The 15,419-nt window shown below is 61.7% G+C and carries 14 protein-coding genes; 7 read left to right on the top strand and 7 right to left on the bottom strand.

The window, feature by feature from the left end:
- A complete protein-coding gene (locus tag ACL2XN_RS14380; RefSeq protein ID WP_413727231.1) occupies positions 1-618 on the bottom strand; it encodes a DMSO/selenate family reductase complex B subunit in 618 nt (205 codons plus the stop codon).
- 3 nt (positions 619-621) lie between these two features.
- Positions 622-3,072, bottom strand: a complete 2,451-nt coding sequence (locus ACL2XN_RS14375; protein ID WP_410012262.1) for a DmsA/YnfE/YnfF family dimethyl sulfoxide reductase — start codon at positions 3,070-3,072, stop codon at positions 622-624.
- Positions 3,073-3,422: 350 nt separating this feature from the next.
- Between ACL2XN_RS14375 and umuD the strand changes: the two genes are divergently transcribed.
- Together umuD and umuC are read left to right on the top strand one after the other, a co-directional pair.
- Complete coding sequence (umuD, locus tag ACL2XN_RS14370) at positions 3,423-3,839, top strand: translesion error-prone DNA polymerase V autoproteolytic subunit (protein WP_410012261.1); 417 nt, start codon at positions 3,423-3,425, stop codon at positions 3,837-3,839.
- A 2-nt stretch (positions 3,840-3,841) separates the two neighbouring features.
- Positions 3,842-5,107, top strand: a complete 1,266-nt coding sequence (gene umuC / locus ACL2XN_RS14365; protein WP_410012260.1) for a translesion error-prone DNA polymerase V subunit UmuC — start codon at positions 3,842-3,844, stop codon at positions 5,105-5,107.
- On the opposite strand, the gene ACL2XN_RS14360 is transcribed toward umuC, so the two are convergent.
- The gene (locus ACL2XN_RS14360) at positions 5,078-5,482 is read right to left on the bottom strand and encodes a winged helix-turn-helix transcriptional regulator (RefSeq protein ID WP_410012259.1); all 405 of its coding nucleotides are present in this window, start codon (positions 5,480-5,482) and stop codon (positions 5,078-5,080) included. The two genes, umuC and ACL2XN_RS14360, sit on opposite strands and share 30 nt — an antisense overlap.
- 98 nt (positions 5,483-5,580) lie before the next feature.
- On the opposite strand from ACL2XN_RS14360, the gene ACL2XN_RS14355 reads away from it, so the two are divergent.
- Positions 5,581-6,330, top strand: a complete 750-nt coding sequence (locus ACL2XN_RS14355; RefSeq protein WP_413728932.1) for an SDR family oxidoreductase — start codon at positions 5,581-5,583, stop codon at positions 6,328-6,330.
- 80 nt (positions 6,331-6,410) lie between these two features.
- On the top strand, positions 6,411-6,893 hold the full coding sequence (locus ACL2XN_RS14350; RefSeq protein WP_410012257.1) for a GNAT family N-acetyltransferase: 483 nt from the start codon (positions 6,411-6,413) through the stop codon (positions 6,891-6,893).
- On the opposite strand, the gene ACL2XN_RS14345 is transcribed toward ACL2XN_RS14350, so the two are convergent.
- Complete coding sequence (locus ACL2XN_RS14345; protein ID WP_413727229.1) at positions 6,890-7,984, bottom strand: DNA alkylation repair protein; 1,095 nt, start codon at positions 7,982-7,984, stop codon at positions 6,890-6,892. The two genes, ACL2XN_RS14350 and ACL2XN_RS14345, sit on opposite strands and share 4 nt — an antisense overlap.
- A gap of 196 nt (positions 7,985-8,180) precedes the next feature.
- Entirely contained in the window at positions 8,181-9,617 is a 1,437-nt protein-coding gene (gene phoA, locus ACL2XN_RS14340; protein WP_410012255.1) for an alkaline phosphatase, read from the bottom strand.
- 286 nt (positions 9,618-9,903) lie between these two features.
- On the opposite strand from phoA, the gene ACL2XN_RS14335 reads away from it, so the two are divergent.
- From ACL2XN_RS14335 to ACL2XN_RS14325, 3 genes are read left to right on the top strand one after another with little or no spacing between them, the layout of a single operon-like run.
- Positions 9,904-10,665 carry an endonuclease/exonuclease/phosphatase family protein gene (locus ACL2XN_RS14335; RefSeq protein WP_410016637.1) on the top strand — a complete coding sequence of 254 codons (762 nt, stop codon included), beginning with the start codon at positions 9,904-9,906 and terminating at the stop codon, positions 10,663-10,665.
- 2 nt (positions 10,666-10,667) lie between these two features.
- Complete coding sequence (gene clsB, locus ACL2XN_RS14330; RefSeq protein ID WP_410016636.1) at positions 10,668-11,912, top strand: cardiolipin synthase ClsB; 1,245 nt, start codon at positions 10,668-10,670, stop codon at positions 11,910-11,912.
- Positions 11,909-12,964: a lysylphosphatidylglycerol synthase domain-containing protein gene (locus ACL2XN_RS14325; protein WP_413728931.1), complete on the top strand. Its 1,056-nt coding sequence runs from the start codon at positions 11,909-11,911 to the stop codon at positions 12,962-12,964. Before clsB ends, ACL2XN_RS14325 begins: the two co-directional genes overlap by 4 nt.
- Here the strand turns inward: ACL2XN_RS14325 and cydB are convergent.
- Together cydB and ACL2XN_RS14315 are read right to left on the bottom strand one after the other, a co-directional pair.
- On the bottom strand, positions 12,934-13,962 hold the full coding sequence (cydB, locus tag ACL2XN_RS14320; RefSeq protein WP_413728930.1) for a cytochrome d ubiquinol oxidase subunit II: 1,029 nt from the start codon (positions 13,960-13,962) through the stop codon (positions 12,934-12,936). The two genes, ACL2XN_RS14325 and cydB, sit on opposite strands and share 31 nt — an antisense overlap.
- Positions 13,963-13,987: 25 nt before the next feature.
- Positions 13,988-15,409, bottom strand: coding sequence for a cytochrome ubiquinol oxidase subunit I (locus ACL2XN_RS14315; RefSeq protein ID WP_413728929.1), 1,422 nt, complete (start codon positions 15,407-15,409; stop codon positions 13,988-13,990).
- Positions 15,410-15,419 lie beyond the last annotated feature (10 nt).

Below are 15,419 nucleotides of genomic sequence, written 5' to 3'. Positions count from 1 at the left end.
TCACACCTCCCTTGGATTGGCGAGAAAGCCGGTGGTGTCGCCCTGCGGGCGGCAATTGGCATTGGCTTTGATCACCAGGTTGGGCATGGTGAAATGCGCCGCCGGCAGCGGCGCCACGTCGGCCAGGTCGCCATACTTGTCGCGCAGTTCGCCGATAGGCGCCAAATCCAGCGCGCGCAGCGGGCAGGATTCCACGCAGACAGGTTTTTGTCCCACCGCCACGCGCTCATGGCAGCCGTCGCATTTGGTCATATGCCCCTTGGCCTCGTTAAACTGCGGCGCGCCGTAGGGACAGGCCATATGACAATAGCGGCAGCCGATACAAATGTCCTCGTTGACTACCACAAAGCCGTCTTCGCCTTTGTGCATGGCGCCGCTCGGGCACACTTTGACGCAGGCGGGATCCTCGCAATGATTACAGGCGATGGACAGGTAATAAGCGAACACATCCTGGCGATAGCCGGCGCCGTCCGCCTGCCAGGTGCCGCCGGCATACTCATAGATGCGGCGGAAACTGACATCCGGCCCCAGGTTCTTGTAATCCTTGCAGGCCAGCTCGCAGGTCTTGCAGCCGGTGCAGCGACTCGAATCAATATAAAAACCGTATTGCGTGCTCATTCACTACACCTTCTCGATCTGTATCAGGTTGGTATGCTGCGGATTGCCCTTGGCCAGCGGCGATGGACGCTGCGTGGTCAGGGTATTGATGCAGCCGCCGTGATCGATTTTATCCCCGGCCATATCGGCCTGATGCCAGGCGCCCTGGCTGACGGCCGTCACGCCGGGCAGGATGCGCGGCGTTACCTTGGCGTCGATCCTGATCTCGCCCCGGTCGTTAAAGACCCGCACCTTATCGCCGTTGCGAATGCCCCGGCTTTCGGCGTCGATAGGATTGATCCACACCTCCTGCGGACAGGCGGCCCGCAGCACGTCGATATTGCCGTAGCTGGAGTGGGTGCGCGCCTTATAGTGGAAACCGGCCATCTGCAGCGGAAAACGCGCGCGCAGCGGATCGTCCCAGCCCTCGAAGGTGGGGACATACCGGGGCAGCGGACTGATGCTTTCATCCGCCTGCAGTTGCCAGGTGGCGGCCAGCTGCGCCAATGCCGCCGAATAGATTTCAATTTTGCCGGAAGGGGTTTTCAGCGGATTGGCCGCCGGGTCCGCGCGGAATTTACGGTAGGCGACAAAGTGGCCGTCGGGATCCTGGCGTTTATAGATGCCCTGGGCTTTTAACTGCTCATAGGACGGCAGTTGCGGGTCCTTGGCCAGCATCTTGGCATATAAAAATTGCAGCCATTCGGACTGGGTGCGCCCTTCGGTAAATTTTTGCGCCACATCCGCGCCGAGGCGCCGCGCGATATCGCTGGTGATCTGGTAAATCGAGCGGCGCTCGAATTTTGCCGAGGTGGCGGGCTGGCCGAAAATCAGATACCCCATATTGGCGGCGTAATCGTTGGGGACGATATCCTCCTGTTCGGTGGTCATCAGGTCCGGCAACAGGATGTCGGCGTATTTCGCCGATGAGGTCATAAAGTTTTCAATCACCACGATCATTTCGCAATCGCGCTCGTTTTTCAGGACTTCATGGGTGCGATTGATATCCGAATGCTGGTTGACCAGGGTATTGCCGGCATAGTTCCAGATAAATTTAATCGGCACGTCGAGCCGGTCCTTGCCTTTTATGCCGTCTTTTAACGCCGTCATTTCCTTGCCGCGTGAGATGGCGTCGGTCCATAAAAATACCGGGATCTGGGTTTTCACCGGATTGGTCAATACCGGCAGCCGTTCGATGGTAATGGTGTAGGTGGACTCGCGGGCGCCGCTGTTGCCGCCGTTAATGCCCACGTTGCCGGTGAGGATCGGCAGCATGGCGATGGCGCGCGCGGTCTGCTCGCCGTTGGCCTGGCGCTGCGGCCCCCAGCCCTGGCAAATATAAGCCGGTTTGGTCGCGCCGATTTCACGCGCCAGCTTGATGATCCGATCGCGGGGGATACTGGTGATCCTCTCCGCCCACTCCGGCGTCTTGGCGATGCCGTCGTCGCCCTGGCCGAGGATATAGGCTTTGTAGTGGCCGTTGGCCGGCGCGCCGGCCGGCAGGGTTTTTTCGTCGTAACCGACGCAGTAGGTATCCAGAAACGCCTGATCCACCAGATTTTCACTGATCAATACCCAGGCGATCGCCGACACCAGCGCCGCGTCGGTGCCGGGGCGAATGGGGATCCATTCATCCTCGCGCCCGGCGGCGGTATCGGTATAGCGCGGATCGATAACGATCATGCGCGCGTTGGAGCGCTCGCGCGCCTGCTCAAGATGGTAGGTAATGCCGGCGCCGCTCATGCGGGTTTCCGCCGGGTTGTTGCCGAACATCACCACCAGTTTGGTATTAACGATATCCGAGGTGCTGTTGCCCTCGTTGCTGCCGTAGGTGTAGGGCATGGCGGCATTGATCTGGGCGGTGCTATAGGTACCGTACTGATTGAGGTAGCCGCCGTAGCAGTTCATCAGGCGGGTGATAAGCGAGCCCGACGGTGACGAGCGGGCGAAATTGGCGCCGGTGGCGCCGGAGGAATAATTGATATACACCGCTTCGTTGCCGTAATCCTTGACGATACGCTTGAGATTATCAGCGATGGCGTCCAGCGCTTCATCCCAGCTGATGCGCTGGAATTTGCCTTCGCCGCGTTCGCCCACGCGCTTCATCGGATATTTCAGCCGTTCCGGATGGTTCATCCGCCGGCGCATGGAGCGGCCGCGCAGGCAGGCGCGCACCTGATGATCGCCGTATTCATCCTGGCCGGTGTTATCGGTTTCCACCCAATACACCTCGTCGTCGCGCACATGCAGCCTGAGCGCGCAGCGGCTGCCGCAATTAACCGAACACATGCTCCAGACCACCTTATCGGCCGTTCCCGCGGTCGTTGCCGGGGTAACGGCCGCCCGGGCGAACAGGAAAGGGAGCTGCAGCGCGCTGCTGGCCAACAGCAATCCCCCGGTCGCCACGCCGCCTTTCACCAGGCTGCGCCGGCTGATGGCGGCTTCGCCAAGCAGGGTTAATGTCTTGTTCTTCATCTCTCACCCGTCACATTGCACACACAAAGCGTTGCAGCCCGCAATCCTATAAAGCCTGATAGTTACTGGGGTTACAATTCATGGGAGCATAATGCGCGAAAAACAGGCGGAAAAACTTGTTCCTGAACAAAGTCGCATAACAAAAAGGGTTTTTAAGAACCAAAAGTATGAGTTACGTCTCGTTTTATCATACAAATATGCGGCGCCAGGCCGGCGCATGGGCGCCAGCCACGCGTGATCTTAAATCCAATGATTATCAGCCGTTTGTCGCCGCCGTGGTTTTTCCAGCTTCACATGTTCCCCCGGTCGCATCTATACTGTATGTAAATACAGTATATGGAGTGGCCGTTATGAAGATTTATCCCGCGGCGTTGGGCATCGGCGTTCCGCTGCCGTTTTTTGGCGATAAAGTCGCTGCGGGGTTCCCCAGCCCGGCGCAGGATTATGTTGAACATCGCCTGGATATCAACGCCATCTGCGTGCGCCATCCGGCCAGCACCTATTTTGTCCGCGCCACGGGTGAATCGATGATTGAGGGCAATATCCGTGAAGGGGATATCCTGGTGGTGGACAGCGCCCTTAAACCCGACCACGGCAATATTGTTATCGCCTCCGTCGACGGCGGCTTTACCGTGAAACGCCTGCAGCTTCATCCCCGCGCGCGGCTGATGCCGATGAATCCCGCCTTCGCGCCCATTCCCATTACCGAAGACAGCCAGGTGGAAATCTTCGGCGTGGTGACGTTTATCATCTATGCGGCGCTGTAGCCATGTACGCGCTGGTGGATATCAATTCGTTCTACGCTTCGTGTGAAACCGTATTCCGGCCGGAATTGCGCGGGCGCCCGGTGGTGGTGCTGAGCAACAACGACGGCTGCGTTATCGCCCGTTCCGCCGCCGCCAAACGCCTTGGCGTTGCTATGGCCGCGCCCTATTTCAAGATTCGCCGGCTGCTTGAACAACATGGCGTGGCGGTGTTTTCCAGCAACTATGCCCTGTATGCCGATATGTCGCATCGGGTGATGACCCTGCTGGAGGACATGGCGCCGGCGGTTGAGATCTACAGTATCGACGAGGCCTTTCTCAATCTCACCGGCGTCGGCCATTGCAGGGCGCTGGAACAGTTTGGCCGCGAGGTACAGCAAACCCTGTTGCAGTGCACGCATCTGCATTCGGGGGTGGGTATTGCGCCCAGTAAAACGCTGGCAAAGCTTGCCAACCACGCCGCCAAGCAGTGGAGCAAAACCGGCGGCGTGGTGGATCTGTCCTCGCCGCTGCGCCAGCGTAAGCTGATGGCGCTGATGCCGGTGGAGGAGGTGTGGGGCATAGGACGCCGGCTGGGCAAAACGCTGCGGGCGATGGGGATCGGCACGGCGCTGCAACTGGCGGATTCCCATCCGGCGTTTATCCGTAATAATTTCAGCGTGGTGCTGGAGCGCACGGTGCGTGAGCTGCGCGGCGAACCCTGCCTGGAGGTGGAGGAAATGCCGGCGGTGAAGCAGCAGATTATCTGCAGCCGCAGCTTCAGTTCCCGTATCACCCGTTACCAGGATATGCGAGAGGCGGTATGCAGTTATGCCGCGCGCGCGGCGGAAAAACTGCGCGGGGAAAACCAGTTTTGCCGGCAGGTCGCGGTCTTTGTGCGCACCAGTCCGCACGCGGCCGGCGAAATCTATTACGCCAACCAGGCCACCGGCCGCATTCCCGTCCCGACTAACGATTCCCGGGATATCATCGCCCAGGCGACGGCCTGCCTGGATAGCCTGTGGCTGGACGATCGGCGTTATCTGAAGGCCGGCGTCGTGCTGGGCGATTTTTATGACCGGGGCGTGGCGCAGCTCGGCCTGTTCGACCGGTATAAGCCGCACGTTAACGCCGAGGCGCTGATGGCGACCCTGGATAAGGTCAACCGCTCGGGCCGGGGGCAAATCTGGTTTGCCGGCCAGGGCATCCGCCGGGACTGGCAAATGAAACGCGACATGTTGTCGCCGGCCTATACCTCCCGGCTAAGCGATCTGCCCCGCGCGGCGCTCTAGGCCGGCGCCGGCCTGTAAATCCTCCTGGTGCGCGTCGACCCACGCGGCCAGGGACTGTAGCGGCGCCTTCAGCGTCTTACCCAGGGCGGTGACCTGATATTCAACCCGGGGCGGGATTTCGGCGAACGCGGTACGCCGCACCAGGCCCTTGGTTTCAAACGCGCGCAGCTGACGCGTCAGCTCCTTTTGCGTGATGGGGTAGACCCCGCGCTGCAGTTCGCCAAAACGCACCGGGGCGTCGATAACGATCAGCCGGTAGAGGATGGGAATGGCCCATTTGCCGGCCACCAGCTCGACAAAGGTAAGCATCGGGCAGGGCGTTATCGCCGGCGGCGGTAATATTTTTTTCGGTTGCGCAATCGTTCGGGTCGTCATTTCATCCCACTCGCCTCTTTAGTATCCTATTGGTACCTACTATCATTTTAATACTATCTTATAAATAATGGCATTTTTCACCTGTCAGAGAGATAAAAATGCCTCGTTTAGCCGATAAATTTGCCTTGATCACCGGCGGCACCAGCGGTATCGGGCTGGAAACCGCCCGTCAGTTCCTGGCCGAGGGCGCCACCGTCGCCATCACCGGACGCAACGCCGATGCGCTGGCGCGCGCCGCCGCGGATCTGGGCGAACGGGCGGTATGCCTGCAAAGCGACGCGGGCGATGTGGCCGCCCAGCCGCTCCTGGCCCAAGCGCTTGCCACCTTGTGGCCCCGGCTGGATGTGCTGCTGATCAATGCCGCCGATGTGACCCACCGTCCGCTGGAGGAATGGGATGAAGCCGGTTGGGATCGCCTGATGGCGACCAATCTGAAGGGGCCGTTTTTTCTGGTGCAGTCACTCCTGCCGCTGCTGCATGCACCGGCCTCGGTGATTTTATGCGGTTCGGTCAGCGCGCATATCGGCCTGCCGCAAAGCGGCCCGTATGCCGCCAGCAAAGCAGGACTGCTGTCGCTCTCCCGGACCTTGTCGGGGGAACTGCTGGCGCGCGGCATCCGTGTCAACAGCTTAAGCCCCGGCCCGACGCAAACCCCGGCGCTGGAAAAACTGGGCCTGGACGGGGCGGCCTATGCGGCCCTGCTGGCGCAAATCAAGCAACTGGTGCCGCTCGGCAGGCTGGGCACGCCGCTGGAGCTGGCCAAGGCGGCGGTCTATCTGGCGTCCGATGAATCGGCGTTTGTCGTCGGCAGTGAATTGATTGTCGACGGTGGCGTCAGCGGCTTATGATGTGCCGGTGGCCGGATAAGCCCTGGCTTTGCATTAGGGGCGCCGGCGTGGATAAGCACGTTATGATAACGGGTAGCGCTATGATTCATCTGAGGAATATGACCGCCGGGGAATACCCCGATTATCGCCATTTTTTTATCGGGGAATACGCCCGGGACCTGAGCGCCAACCACGGTTACGATATCGGGCAGGGCAGGATCAACGCCATCGCCAGCATTGACGGGTATTTACCGCAGGGGGTGGCGACGCCGGATAACCAGCTGTACTGCATCGAGGCCGGCGACGCGGCGGACCGGCAAGGCGTACCGCCGGTGGCGGGGTATTTATGGATCACGTGCAAAGACGAGGCGGCCTATATCTCCGATTTCTGCATCCTGCCCGCCTGGCGCCGCCGCGGGCTCGGACGCAGCGCGCTGGCGCAGCTGGATCAGCGGTTGCGCGCCCAGGGCGTGACCGAACTGGGGCTAAGGGTGGCGGCCGATAATCCCGGCGCCCGTGCGCTGTATGATGCCTGCGGTTTCCACGTTACCGGGGTGAATATGGTGAAACCCCTGTCACGCTAGACAATAAAAAACGCGCCCCGCGCCAGGCATTCGCCGTTGATAAAGACCTCGACGGCATGTCTGCCGGCATAGTGCATGCGGGTGGTAAAGTTGCGGATGGACTGGCTGCGGCTAATCTCAACGCTTGCATGCGGCGCCAGCGTCAGGGTTTTCAGTTTGAACACTTTGGCCGATGTGCCGCCGGATTTTTTCACATAGTGGATGGCGTAATCAATTACCAGCCGCTGGGGCAGGGGCGAGGTCGAGCGCAGCCGGAACGCCACGGTCACCTTGTCCCCCAGCCGGATTTCCCCGGGACTCACGCGCATCTCCTCCAGGCTGACCTGCGCCGCTTCGCCTGCGCCGATAAGCCCCAGCGCCCGCCGGTCCCCCTGTTTGATCAGGCTGCGCAACGCGTGACGGACGATCCAGGCGGTGGGGGGATGATGCAATTCCCATCCCTCCAGCAGGTCCATGACCCACTCGGGATGATCCTTGGTGATATCGTTGAGATGATTCGCCACGGATTTGCGTACGTACAGGCTGGGATCGGCGCGCAGGTTGTCGAGAATGGGTTTCACCGGCGACGGGTCGGCCCGCAGCGCCTCCAGGCGGAACGACCAGGGCAGGCGCGGCCGGCTGCCTTCGCTGGCCAGCCGGCGGACGTGCTCGTCATCGTCGCGCGACCAGCGTTCCATCAGCGCCAGCCCGCGGGACAGATCCTGGCGCAGGTAGGGGCGCACCGCGAATTCCGAGGAGCCGAACGGGGTAAAAAAGCGCAGGGCCTCCATCGACAGATCGTACTCATCCAGCCCGTACATCGCCACATACTCCGGCAATACCAGGGTGACAAAGCGATTGTCCAACCGCGGCGCCAGCCGGCGTAAAATCGCCAGCGCCTGCCCATAGTCCGCCGGCAGGCCGTCGTGCAGGCAGACGCTTACCCGCCGCAGGCGCGCCATCAGCGATAATTGGTCCAGTCCGTCGCCGGTGGCCGCCAGGAAGCGGGCGCCGTCAAAACCGGGGTGGACGGCGGCGGTGTGCGCCGCGATATCGCGCAGCCGGGCGTGGTTAAAGATTTCCTTCAGCGCGGGCGCGCTTTGCTCTGACATGTCACCTGATCTTATGGGAGCGGAGCCAGTTCGCAGGCTAAAGAAAATGACGGGTTTAGGCAAGTCTCACCGTGCGGAAAATCCTTCCCGGCGACAGGAAATGACAAGGGATGATACGCCATGGCGCGATACCCTGGTCCATTCCCGCCTTTACCGCCGGCACGGCGGTAAAGGCGGGAGGGGTCCCTGGCGGTAATTATTGTTTAATGCCCAGCGCATCGCGCATGGTATAGAACAAATCCGTCTGGTCGGTCAGGCCGGCCACGTTGCCCGCATAGGGACCGAAGGCGGCGATACGCAGCTGGGTGCCGGTATGTCCCTGGGATTCGGGGTCTTCAGAATTGCCGTAGCTGATGGCCATCACCGCGCCGTCTTTCGTGGTCAGCGCCTGGGTCAGGCCGGGGGCCTTGGCGTCCGCTTCGATAATCTGGCTGGAGTGGGCGTGATCGGCGGTGACCACCACCAGCGTATGGCCGTCGGCGCGGGCGAATTCCAGCGCCTTTTGCACCGCTTCATCCAGGTCCACCGTCTCGCCGAACTGGCCGCACGGGTTGGCGGCATGGTCCTGTTTATCAATGGATGCGCCTTCAACCTGCAGGAAAAAGCCGTTGGGATGGGTTTTCAGCAGATCGATGGCTTTTTGCGTCATGGCCGCCAGGGTAGGCACCCCGGCGCCGCGTTTGGGATTATCGCTACAGGTAACCGGCGGCTTATCGATATTGCCGTGATAGACGGCTTTCGGGCCCTGCCAGCGCACCGGCATATTGCCCTCGGCAAACAGGCCCAGCAAGGGTTTGTCCTGGTTGGCCAGGGCTACGCCGTTCAGGCCATCCAGGTCGCTCACCAACTGATAGCCGCGCGCCACGGCTTGTTCCCGCAGGGTTTTACCCTGCCACTCCCCGGCCTTGGCGGTTTCGCCAAAGGTTTTGGCGCCGCCGCCCAGCGTCACGTCGGCGCGGGCCGCCAGCAGCTGTTCGGCAATGGAGCCGCGCCCCTGGTTTTCCAGCGCCTGGGTGGGGCAATCTTTACTGGTCACTTCCGGGCCGTAGCATTTGCGGGAGCTGACGTGGGCCACCAGCGCCGCCGGGGTGGCGTCCTCCAGTTCAGCGGTGGACACGTTGCCGGTGGCTTTACCGGCCGCCTTGGCCAGTTCCAGGATGGTCATATGATCCTTGCCGAACACATCGACGCCCAGCGCGCCGTTATAGGTTTTCACCCCGGTGGACCACGCGGTGGCCGACGCCGCCGAGTCGGTGACGTAGCCGGGTTTATGGGTGGTCTTGTCCAGCGCGTAATGGGTGTATTGACCGGTCAGCGGCAGCGCGTCGATCCCGGGGAACGCGTTGCCCGCGCCCAGCGCGTAGTTGCGCGCGGCGGTGATTTCCGAGTCCCCCATGCCATCGCCAATCAGCAGGATGACGTTTTTTGCCTGCTGGTTGTTCAGCGCCGCCTTCAGCGCCTCGGTCTGATCGGCCTGCAGGCGGCGTGCGCCGCCGGGCTGGGTAATATCCCCCTGCGCCGCGCGCAGGCTGTCCGCGCCGGCGGCCGATACGCTGCGCGCCAGCAGGCCGTTGCCGCCCGCCAGGGCGAGGGTCAGGACGAGGGAAAGTACGGGTTGGTGCGGATGCGGCATAAAGAAGGCTCCTGTTGCCGGACGAGAAGAAGGGTATGTCTGAATTTATTATTGTGTAAGTCTACGTAACCCGGATGTCATTTTTATGACACCCGGAGATAACCGCCGCGGTCAAACTTGGCGAGGTTGTCCGGCAGCAGCTAAGATAGTAAGCACATTAACTAATAATGACTTCTCACCTATTCTACCCGCGCTATATCGGGGAGTGGGTTTTTGCCGCTTAATTTTGCAGGGGTTCGAGATCATGCTGCGAACGGATTATCATCAAAATAAGGATGTACCGGGCATGCCGCAAGTGGAGCAGGGATTTTCCTTTAAGGTGCTGACCATCAATACCCATAAGGGCTTTGCCGCCTTTAACCGGCGTTTTATCCTGCCGGAACTGCGCGAAGCGGTGCGTACCGTGGCGCCCGATATCGTGTTCCTCCAGGAAGTCCTGGGCACGCACGAAAAGCATTCGCAACGCTTCGATAACTGGCCGGTGGTGCCGCAGTACGAATTTCTGGCCGACACCATGTGGGCCGATTTCGCCTACGGGCGCAACGCGGTCTATCCCGACGGCGATCACGGCAATGCGCTGCTTTCCCGTTTCCCCATCACCCGCCAAAGCAATCTGGACGTGTCCATCGACGGCACGGAGAAGCGCGGCATGCTGCACTGCGTGCTGCAGGTGCCCGGCCGTGAGCTGGAGCTGCATATGATTTGCGTGCACCTGGGGCTGAAGGAAGCGCATCGCCGCGAGCAGATGCTGCGCATGAGCAGGCATATCGCCACGCTGCCGGCGGATGCGCCGCTGGTGGTGGCCGGTGATTTCAACGACTGGCGCCAGCGCGCCAATACGCTTTTGCGGCGCGAAGCCGGCCTGGTGGAGGTCTTTACCCAGGCGCGCGGCCGACCGGCCCGTACTTTCCCCGCCCGCTTTCCCCTGCTGCGCCTGGACCGTATTTATGTCAGGAACGCCCGCATCAGCGAGCCGACCTCCCTGGCCAACCAACCCTGGTCGCATTTATCCGACCATGCTCCCCTCGCCGTGGAGATCCATTTATGAATATGAATATGGAGTGGCGCGACGGCAATCGCATCAAGCTGCTGGAAAACGGCGAAGCGTTTTTCCCGGCCCTGTACGAGCGCATCGGCCAGGCCAGGAAAGAGGTGCTGCTGGAGACTTTTATCCTGTTCGAGGATAAAGTCGGCAAGGCGCTGCAGGAAAACCTGATTGCCGCCGCCAGGCGCGGGGTGCGGGTGGAAATCATGGTCGACGGTTACGGCTCGGCGGATCTGTCCGACAGCTACGTCGGCGCCCTTACCGCCGCGGGAGTGCATTTCCGTTATTACGATCCCCGCCCGGCGTTTATGGGCATGCGCACCAATCTGTTCCGCCGCCTGCATCGTAAAATCGTGGTGGTGGACGGCGTTATCGCCTTTATCGGCGGCATTAATTTTTCCGCCGAGCACCTGAGCGACTACGGCCCGGAGGCCAAGCAGGACTATGCGGTGGAGGTGGAGGGGCCGGTGGTGGAAGATATCCATCGCTTTACCCTACAGGCCTTGTATAAGGAAGACCACCATCGCAGCTGGCTGCGCCGGCGCTCCAGGCTGCCGGCCCATAACCGCCAGCCCGGCGAGGCCCAGGCGCTGTTTGTCTATCGGGATAACGATGAACACGATACCGATATAGAGCGCCACTATATCGATATGCTGCGCGGCGCAAAACGCGAGGTCATCATCGCCAATGCCTATTTTTTCCCCGGCTACCGCCTTTTGAAGGAGATGCGCAACGCCGCCCGGCGCGGCGTGCGCATGGTGCTGATTGTCCAGGGCGAGCCGGATATGCCGATCGTGACGGTCGGCGCGCGCATGTTATACAATTATCTGGTGCCGGAAGGGGTGAAAATCTATGAATATTGCCGCCGTCCGCTGCACGGCAAAGTGGCCGTCATGGACGATAGCTGGGCCACCGTCGGGTCCAGTAATCTTGACCCGCTCAGCCTGGCGCTGAACCTGGAGGCCAACCTGATCATCCATGACACCGCCTTCACGCAGCAACTGCGCGACAATCTTAACGGGCTGATTGAAAACGATTGCCGGTTAATTGACGAAAGCATGGTGCCCAAGCAGACCTACTGGCATGTGGTGAAAAGCGTGCTGGTGTTCCATTTCCTGCGCCACTTCCCGGCCTGGGTCGGCTGGCTTCCCGCCCATACGCCGAAATTATCGCTGGTGGCGCCGCCGGTCCAGCCGGAAATGGAAACCCAGGATCGCGCCGAACCCGAAAACGAGGGGGCAAAATCATGACCCGAAAACGCCCCGCCGGTAAACGCCACCGCGCCTGGTCGATGGCTAAAAAAATCCTGACCGGCCTGTTTTTTATCGGCGTCATTATCTTGCTGGTGGTCTATGCCCGCAAGGTGGACTGGGATGATGTGGAGCAGGCCATTACCGGCTACCGGCTCAATGCGCTGCTGATGGTGATCGGGCTGGCGGTGTTCAGTTACCTGCTGTATGGCGTCTACGATCTTATCGGCCGCGCCTATTGCGGCCATAAGCTGGCGAAAAAGCAGGTGATGCTGGTTTCCTTCATCTGTTATGCCTTTACCCTCACCCTCAGCGCCTGGGTCGGCGGCATCGGCATGCGCTACCGGCTCTATTCGCGCCTCGGTTTGTCCAACAGCGCCATCACCCGTATCTTCAGCCTGAGCCTGGCCACCAACTGGCTGGGATATATCCTGCTTTCCGGCATCGTCTGCGCGTTCGGGGTGCTGCATCTGCCGGCTAAATGGGGTATCGGCGAGCTGGCGCTGCGCCTGACGGGCGTGGTCCTGCTGCTGCTGATCGCCGCTTATTTTTGGCTGTGCGCCTTTGCCAAACGCCGGCGCTGGACCATCAAGGGCCAGAAGCTGGTGCTGCCGTCGCTGCGCATGGCCGGCGCGCAGCTGGTGGCCTCCTGCGCCAACTGGCTGGCGATGGCCGCCATTATCTACATTTTGCTGAACGACAAAGTCGATTTTCCGCTGGTGCTCGGCGTGCTACTGGTCAGCAGCATCGCCGGGGTTATCGTGCATATCCCGGCGGGCATCGGCGTGCTCGAGGGCGTATTTGTCGCCATGCTGGGCAGCGAGCATCTGTCCCATGGCACCATTATCGCCGCCCTGCTGGCCTACCGGGCGATCTATTTCATCGCGCCGCTGCTGCTGGCGCTGGTGCTGTACCTGGGCCTTGAAAGCCGCGCCAAGGCGCTGCGGGAAAAAAACCAGCAACGGGAAGCGGCCCATAAGGCGCAAAAGGACGCGCGGGGGGCGCTGGCGGAAGACGCCGGTCACTTACCCGATAAGGGGCCTTTGGCCTGAGCGTGGATTTTGCCGCGAAACACCCAAAAACCAAAGGTGTTGTAGGCCAGGGTGATGGGGATTAGCACCGCGAAGCCAATCAGCACAAATCCCTGGCTCAGGGGCGGCGAGGACGCGGCGCTTATTGACAGCCGGGGCGGGATCATCGCCGGATATACCGCCAGCAGCAGCAGGGCGAATGTCAGCACCACGCCCCCCAGCGCCAGGCACAGCGGCAGCAGGGCAACCCGGGCGGACAGCGCCCGCCGGAATCCGCCGGCGACCGCCAGCAGCAACAGCGCGGCGGGCAGGGTGAAACGCAGATCGGACAGATGCCGGCGGTACTCCTCATGCAGGCCGCAGGTCCACAGCGTCAGCAGCGCAACCAGCGCCAGGGCCAATGGGCCAAGCCGCCGGGCGAGCGCGCGTGCGCGCGCCTGCAGCATTCCTTCCGTACGCCATATCAGCCAGCAGGCGCCCAGCAGCGCGTAACCGGCCATCAGCGCCAGGCCGCAGAATAGCGGAAATACCCCCAGCCATTCCCAGCCGCCGCCGGTATAATGCGCGCCGTCATGGGGAATACCCTGAATAAACGTACCCATGATCACGCCCTGGCCGGCGGCGGCCAGCGCCGAACCGCCCATCAGCATCAGATCGAACCGCCACCGCTTTTGCGGGTCGGCGCGGTCGCGGTATTCAATCGCCATGCCGCGCGCTATCAGCGCCAGCAGCATGAGAAATACCGGCAGATACAGGGCGCTCAGCAGAATGGCGTAGGCGGCGGGGAACAGGGCCAGCAGGCCGCCGCCGCCCAGTACCAGCCAGGTCTCGTTGCCGTCCCAAACGGGCAGCAGCGAGAGCGTCATGACCTGGCGATCCGCTTCGGCGCGGTTGAACGCATACAGCATGCCGACGCCCAAATCGGTACCGTCCAGCAAGACATAGATCAGCACGCTGAAGGCCAGCGCGGCGGCGGATAACAGTTGCAGCGCGGCGGCGGAAAAAATCAGCTCCGGCATAGGATAAACTCCTGCATTCGTCGTGTTACGGGTGTTGCTCCGGCGGCGGCGCGGCGTCCTGGCCCGCGTACGTCGCGCCATCGCCGGTCTGCCGCGCCAGCGACGGCACCGGACCTTCTTCCCCCGGCCGGGGCGGTTGCGCCAGCAGGCGCAGCATAAAGAGCAGCCCGGTGCCGAACACCAGCAGATAAACCATCGCCACGGCGATGGCGGAGGCGATGACCAGGGCCATGGATACCGGCGAGATCCCCTCATAGGTACGCGTCAGGCCGTAGACCATAAACGGCTGGCGGCCGGCCTCGGTAACCACCCAACCGGCCAGCATGGCGATAAATCCCGCCGGCGCCAGCGGCACCATGATGCGCTGCAGCCAGCGCGCGCGCCACAGGGCGCCCCGCCAGCGCAACGCCACGCCCGCGATGCCCGCCAGGGCCATCACCAGCCCCAGGCCCACCATGACGCGAAAGGCGAAAAACACCAGTGGCACCGGCGGGATGTCCTGGGGCGGAAACTCATTCAGGCTTTTAATGGTGCCGGTAAGGTTATGGCGCAGATAGAGCGAGCCAAGTCGGGGAATCGACACCTCCCAATGGTTGCGCCGCGCCGTCATGTCCGGCAGCGCGAACAGCCGCATCGGCTCCCCGGCGCCCGGCGGCGGTCGGTCCCAGTCGCCCTCCATGGCGGCCACTTTTTGCGGCTGGTGGCGCAGGGTATTTTCGCCGTGCAAATCCCCGGCGATAATTTGCAAGGGCGCGGCGACGGCCACGGTCCACAGCGCCCAGGAAAACATCACCCGGGCCGCCGGATTGCGGCTGTCGCGCAGCAGATGCCGGGCACCGGCTGCCGCCACCATAAACGCGGTGCCAAGTACGGCGGCCAGCAGCATATGCGCCAGCCGATAGCCAAAGGAAGGATTGAAGATAATCGCCAGCCAGTCCTGCGGGTGGAAACGACCGCCGTCGTCCATCAAAAAACCCGCCGGGGTTTGCATCCAGGAGTTGGCGGAGATAATCCAGAACGCGCTGAACAGGGAACCCAGCGCCACCATGCAGGTGGTGAAAAAATGCAGTTTCGGCCCGACCTTCTGCATGCCGAACAGCATAATGCCCATAAAACCGGCTTCCAGGAAAAACGCCACCAGCACTTCATAAAACATCGGCGGCCCGATAATCGCGCCCGCCCGCGCGGAGAACACCCCCCAGTTGGTGCCGAACTCAAACTCCATCACCACCCCGGACACCACGCCCACCGCCACGTTAAGCGCAAAGATCTTGAGCCAATACCGATACAGGTCCAGATAGACCTGGCGCCGCCGCCATAGCCACAGGCCTTCCAGCGCCGTCAAAAAAAGGGCCAGGCCGATGGTAAAGGCGGCCAGCACGATATGAAAACCTATGGTGAAGGCAAACTGGGCGCGCGCAATCAGCAGCGCAGAAACGTGTTCCATCGGACCCTTG

The organism is Sodalis sp. RH22, from assembly GCF_047324165.1.
Lineage (GTDB): Bacteria > Pseudomonadota > Gammaproteobacteria > Enterobacterales > Enterobacteriaceae > Acerihabitans.
The sequence above is the reverse complement of the archived record's forward strand: the minus strand, read 5'-3'. Positions and strand labels throughout refer to the sequence as shown.

What these genes read in the sequence shown, in the direction of transcription:
- ACL2XN_RS14380 (WP_413727231.1), bottom strand. Translation starts at nt 618, where the DNA reads ATGAGCACGCAATACGGTTTTTATATTGATTCGAGTCGCTGCACCGGC.
- ACL2XN_RS14375 (WP_410012262.1), bottom strand. Translation starts at nt 3,072, where the DNA reads ATGAAGAACAAGACATTAACCCTGCTTGGCGAAGCCGCCATCAGCCGG.
- umuD (WP_410012261.1), top strand. Translation starts at nt 3,423, where the DNA reads ATGAAGATTTATCCCGCGGCGTTGGGCATCGGCGTTCCGCTGCCGTTT.
- umuC (WP_410012260.1), top strand. Translation starts at nt 3,842, where the DNA reads ATGTACGCGCTGGTGGATATCAATTCGTTCTACGCTTCGTGTGAAACC.
- ACL2XN_RS14360 (WP_410012259.1), bottom strand. Translation starts at nt 5,482, where the DNA reads ATGACGACCCGAACGATTGCGCAACCGAAAAAAATATTACCGCCGCCG.
- ACL2XN_RS14355 (WP_413728932.1), top strand. Translation starts at nt 5,581, where the DNA reads ATGCCTCGTTTAGCCGATAAATTTGCCTTGATCACCGGCGGCACCAGC.
- ACL2XN_RS14350 (WP_410012257.1), top strand. Translation starts at nt 6,411, where the DNA reads ATGATTCATCTGAGGAATATGACCGCCGGGGAATACCCCGATTATCGC.
- ACL2XN_RS14345 (WP_413727229.1), bottom strand. Translation starts at nt 7,984, where the DNA reads ATGTCAGAGCAAAGCGCGCCCGCGCTGAAGGAAATCTTTAACCACGCC.
- phoA (WP_410012255.1), bottom strand. Translation starts at nt 9,617, where the DNA reads ATGCCGCATCCGCACCAACCCGTACTTTCCCTCGTCCTGACCCTCGCC.
- ACL2XN_RS14335 (WP_410016637.1), top strand. Translation starts at nt 9,904, where the DNA reads ATGCCGCAAGTGGAGCAGGGATTTTCCTTTAAGGTGCTGACCATCAAT.
- clsB (WP_410016636.1), top strand. Translation starts at nt 10,668, where the DNA reads ATGAATATGGAGTGGCGCGACGGCAATCGCATCAAGCTGCTGGAAAAC.
- ACL2XN_RS14325 (WP_413728931.1), top strand. Translation starts at nt 11,909, where the DNA reads ATGACCCGAAAACGCCCCGCCGGTAAACGCCACCGCGCCTGGTCGATG.
- cydB (WP_413728930.1), bottom strand. Translation starts at nt 13,962, where the DNA reads ATGCCGGAGCTGATTTTTTCCGCCGCCGCGCTGCAACTGTTATCCGCC.
- ACL2XN_RS14315 (WP_413728929.1), bottom strand. Translation starts at nt 15,409, where the DNA reads ATGGAACACGTTTCTGCGCTGCTGATTGCGCGCGCCCAGTTTGCCTTC.